Origin of the sequence: Psychroflexus curvus (genome assembly GCF_020164585.1) — a bacterium.
Lineage (GTDB): Bacteria > Bacteroidota > Bacteroidia > Flavobacteriales > Flavobacteriaceae > Psychroflexus > Psychroflexus curvus.
In genome coordinates this window covers 1-5222 of sequence record NZ_JAIQZF010000012.1, presented here as the reverse complement: position 1 = coordinate 5222, position 5222 = coordinate 1, and the positions used below count along the sequence as shown (strand labels likewise).

The 5222-nt window shown below is 39.7% G+C and carries 2 protein-coding genes; both read right to left on the bottom strand.

All coding sequences use genetic code 11. The features are described from left to right. Positions 1–233: 233 nt before the first annotated feature. On the bottom strand, positions 234–2501 hold the full coding sequence (locus tag LB450_RS13410) for an inorganic phosphate transporter (RefSeq protein ID WP_224489756.1): 2268 nt from the start codon (positions 2499–2501) through the stop codon (positions 234–236). Positions 2502–3334: 833 nt separating this feature from the next. Continuing rightward, positions 3335–4567, bottom strand: a complete 1233-nt coding sequence (locus LB450_RS13405) for an OmpA family protein (protein ID WP_224489755.1) — start codon at positions 4565–4567, stop codon at positions 3335–3337. Positions 4568–5222: the final 655 nt, after the last annotated feature.

Genomic DNA, 5222 nt, shown 5'->3' with positions numbered 1-5222 from the left:
GTAAATCTCTGCTTGTCAACTTGCGCGATGCAATCGCGCTAAATCGGGGTATTTCAAAATTCAAATTTAGTATTTCAAATTTTCTTCTCTGCTTAAAAAAACACCCAGATCAAAGTTGGTGCGCGATTGTATCGCGTCACCCCTAGAATTAAACTTACCCAACTCAAAACCTCTACTTGCGCGATACAATCGCGCAATATCTATTGGATTTTATAATTCCAGGTCACTACCTCCTAAAACTCCTGACGTGCTTCCTCATAATATTCCTTAAACAGCTCTAATAAAGCAATAGAGGTTTTGGTTAAGGTCTTGGTCTCAAGTAAAATTCCGAAGTAGAGCTTAGAATTTTTCGGACTGTTTTCCGTGTCTCGAATTCTTTCAATTTGCTTTTGAAGTAAGTCGCTGATTTTATCCAGCACCTTTTTTTCATTGGTAATTAGCTGCTCTATACTGTCGAATTCTGAGGATTGGAAAGCTTTGATCAGCTCGCTATAGACTTCATCCAAATCCCGCTGCACATTCTTTAGATCACGAATCTGACTAAACTTCAGATTTTTATGGTTGTTACTCACGTGGGTATGGCTACTTCTGGTGATATACGCCAGGGACTGCACCATGTCCTGAAGGTAATCCAGAGTTAACACATAAAATTTAGAGGCTTCCACATTAGTGTCTTCCAGAGACTTGATGTAGTAAAAAATATTATCCTTTAGTTCATCGATTGTAGTCTCCAGATCTTCCTGAGTTTTTAAACTCTTTTTCAAACGGTTTAAATCATGATACCCCAGATTATTAACAACATCTAAGAGCAGATCGTTAACTCCTGAAATAATCTTGACAATATTTTCAGAAGACTCTTTGGTCATTTCATTGATGGTGATGATATCGGTCTTATTGAATTTTTTGTGTTCGCGTTCATATCTAACCCGTTTGGAGTGTCTAACTGCACTTCTCACAATTGAAAATAAAGCGATAATCAACAAAATCGCAATGGCATAATAGGACCCAAACCAAATGATGATCGATAACAATCCGGCGGCCGTAAACGCGATAGCTGCTGTAGCAATCCAACTTCCTATGACATTAAAAACACCTGACACCCGATACACCGCGCTTTCTCTACCCCAGGCCCTGTCTCCAAAAGAGGTCCCCATAGCCACCATAAAGGTGACATAAGTGGTTGACAGAGGCAAGGTATAGTTGGTAGCAAGAGAAATTAAAATACTTGCTAATACCAAATTCACAGAAGCTCTTAACAAGTCGAAAGCCGGCTTAGCCACTCCTTTTTTATAGCCTAAAGCTTTTTCGGGAAAGCTAAACCGGTTATTGATCTTCTCCTGCAAAGGCTCAGAAAGCACCTGAGAAAACGTCTGACCTACAAAAACAGAGTACCTGACGACGGTTCTGGATAACACATTGGGCTGAAAACGCTCCTGGCCTTCCCCCTGGCGACCAAGATTGACCCCTGTCTGCACCACGTATTGAGCCTTGCTGGAAAACCAAAGCGTCAGGACCATAATAGCTCCCGCAATAACTAATAAATACGGTGGGGTTTGTACTTCGCCGGATAAACCATCCATCAAAAACTGGGAAGGAAGTACGCCGGAGGAAAGAAAAGCTTCCTGCCACAGCAAAAAGGCCTGCCAGGCCGCAATACTCACACCGATAAAATTCACCAAATCATTACCGGCAAAAGCAAGTGCCAAAGCAAAAGTCCCAATAACAACAATGACCTTTAAGATGTGAAAATGGAACACCTGAATTAAGACATAGGAAATGACTGTCCAGAGGAAGAAACTAATGCCAATGATCCAAAGCTTATTTTCTAAAATTTGTTCAATCACATTTTGATCTAAAAAAGTAATGGAATTGGTTCCCTTTAAAAGAATAAAATAAGTGATGGCTGACAGTGATACTCCACCGTAAAGACCACCGATATAGTTAAGTTTTTCCTGATAATCAAAAGAAAAAACAAGACGGGAAATAAACTGGACCAGGGCTCCAACCCCAAAGGCCACAAACACAGAGATAAGAATCCCCAAACTGATTTCAGAAGCTTTTTGAACATTGATAAATTGTTCCAGGCTCGCAAAGCCTTCACCGGTTTCGTAGAGTTTCAAAAGTGAAATCGCTACCGCTGCACCCAACAATTCAAAAACAACGGAAACGGTTGTAGAGGTTGGAATACCAATAGAGTTAAAGAAATCCAGCAATAGGATATCAGTGATTAATACCGCTAAGAAAATGATGATGATTTCGTCAAAAAAGAAAAGTTCAGGATTGAAAATCCCCTTCCTCGCCACCTCCATAAGACCGGAGGAGAACACGGCTCCTACCAGAACCCCTAGCCCGGCCACAATCAAAATTGTGCGCATAGGCACTGCTTTTGAGCCTATCGCTGAGTTCAAAAAATTCACGGCATCGTTACTTACACCCACCACCAAGTCGGCTATAGCGAGAAGAAACAATAAAACAATAAGAGCTGTGTAAAGCGTTTCCATCCAGAAAAATAATTTGCAAAAATGATATTTTCTTTCAGTCCTGCATAGGCTTCATTGTTATGAAATGATTAAGATAGTTGCTAGGTGTCGTTCCGTACGGGTAGACAAGGCAGTTAGCCATTGGCTGTTAGCCTTTAGCCACTGAAAGTTGGTGCTCGATTGCAGTTCCTGGTCAGCGCGATGCAATCGCGCGAGATCAAAGTTGGTGCGCGATTGTATCGCGTCACCCCCTGGCATTAAGCTTGTTCGTAGTTTTTTAGATTCATCTAATTTGCTTAAAACTCAACTCAGTGCCTCCAGCTTGCGCGATGCAATCGCGCCAGATCTGGGTCTGAGGAAAGTCGACGAAGACTAAGACTTTGACTTCTGGTAAACTAGTGAACCTGCCCGACTAGCATCAGTCAGGCGGGCTGGTTGACTAGGCCTTTAGCCATTGGCTGTTAGCCTTTAGCCAGAGACAAATTTGGTGCTAGATTGCAGTTCCTGGTCAGCGCGATGCAATCGCGCGAGATCAAAGTTGGTGCGCAATTGTATCACGTCACCCCCTGGCATTAAGCTTCTTCTTAGTTTTTTAGATTCATCTAATTTGCTTAAAACTCAACTCAGTGCCTCCAGCTTGCGCGATGCAATCGCGCCAGATCTGGGTCTGAGGAAAGTCGACGATGACGAAGACTTTGACAAATAGACTGACTACTGTGTTGTTATCAATCTCAGATCCTTTATTCACTTAAGGCTGCAGGTATTGCAAATGGGGTAACATTAACTTCTTAAAATCAAAAAACCCTGCGAGCTGAAGCTCTCAGGGTTTTTAGTATATACTAATTATTAATAAATTATTTCAATTGGAAAGATACTCTTCTAACCATTTGTCTTGCAGCTTCAGAGTCTTTGCTTACGGAAGTATCTACACCACCACCTTTATAAGATAGTCTTGATGCATCAATACCAGCAGCAACAACTATGTCGTAAACTCTCTTAGCACGAGCTTCTGATAATTTGTTGTTGTATGCTTTGTTACCAATTTGATCAGAATAACCTGTCAACACAGCATTAGCTTCAGGATATACTCTCATGTACTTAACAATTTTGCTGATAGCATCAAGTGAGTAATATTCTGGCTGAGTACTGTCAAACTTAAAGTAAACATTAACTAAATCATCATTAGCATCTGGCTTCACAGCTTCTACACCTGATCCAGAAGTAGTTTCAGCTATATATTCTTTAGTTACAAACATTTCTGTTAGTGAACTCTCTAACTCATCTGGCACACCATTTTGATTTGTATCAATAGCTTCGCCTTTTGAGTTTACAGCCACACCTGCAGTAGTGTTAGACTCTTTATCCAAATAATTTGGCACACCATCCTTATCTGTATCCTGCATACCGCTTTCAATCATAGCTAGTTTGTTATCAAAACCACCCATTTTTTCTTCAACCATGTTTTCAGTTGTATTTCCAACCCAGTCTGCATGTTGATCATTATCTCCTAAGTAAATAGAAACACCAGCAGTAATGTTAGCCATCCATCCGTCAAAACCAGAACGCATTGGTCTGGCATTACCATCTATACCTCTGTCTTGCATAAGATTACCCATGAAGCTTCCATCGATATTTAAAGCTACATTATCACTAAGTTTTACCTGTGGGGTTAAACCAACGATAAATCCTAAAGTGTTGTCATTTCCAGCACCATTATCAAAACTAAAAGTAGAACGCTGAACACCACCGTGAGCTAGTAAATTAAATGTATTTGTAAAGTCACTGATATTTAGAATAGAACCTAAATTTAAAACACCTTCACCTGTTAAGGTAAAAACATCTGTTGAAAAAGGTAAATAATTATCACCTTCATCTATCGTAGTGAACATAACACCCGCACGAACACCTACCTTATCATTAAACATGTAACGCCCGGAAAGGTTATAAGCCATATCGCCAAATTCGCCTGAATTGTATCCGCTACTAAATGGGCTTGATGAAGTACCTATACCAACTCCAAGGTCAATTGACCATTTGTTATACTCGGTATAAGATGAATTTGATGTATCTTCCTGTGCATTCACCATAAAAGCGAATAAAAGAAGAATTGATGTTAATAATGTAGTCTTTTTCATAATTTTAAAATTTAGTTCAAGCAAATATATAGGTTTCGAATTAATTACAATGTAAAATTAAATTTAAATTTAACAATTGCACCTTATTTTCTATTTAATTTTCACTTTTTGTCCAAAATTTGCTAATAATATCTTTAAATAGCTCTTTTAATTATCAGAAACAAAGACATAAATAGTGATAAAGACTACCGCTAAACTGGCTCCCAGGGGTGTTAACAGTTTAACTAAGTCGAAATAGAGGGCGAATCGCTACGTTCTTTCGTGTAATGGTATAATCAACAGGGCGCTTTAGGTAACTATGACTAAGACATGGACTTTGACTTCCAATAAACTAGTCAACCGGTCAACCTGCCCGACTTGCGTCAGTCAGGCGGGCTGGTAAACTGGTCTACTAAGCTTTTGGCCGTTAGCCTTTAGCAAAACACCCATCTCAATCTTCCCTCCAGGGAAGAGGTTTTGATTTCTTTTTCAAACCTAAAATTCCCTCGAGATACTGTGTAAAAACACAAGCAATCTTAAGTTTTTTTCATATTTTTATTCTTTAGGAAGTTATCTGACTATCCTGCGACGGGGCTACGGTCTCGTCTTTTTTTTGTCCAATCATAAG

Excerpts from the sequence above, each read along its gene's own strand:
- LB450_RS13410 (WP_224489756.1), bottom strand. The coding sequence starts at position 2,501 with ATGGAAACGCTTTACACAGCTCTTATTGTTTTATTGTTTCTTCTCGCT.
- LB450_RS13405 (WP_224489755.1), bottom strand. The coding sequence starts at position 4,567 with ATGGTGAATGCACAGGAAGATACATCAAATTCATCTTATACCGAGTAT.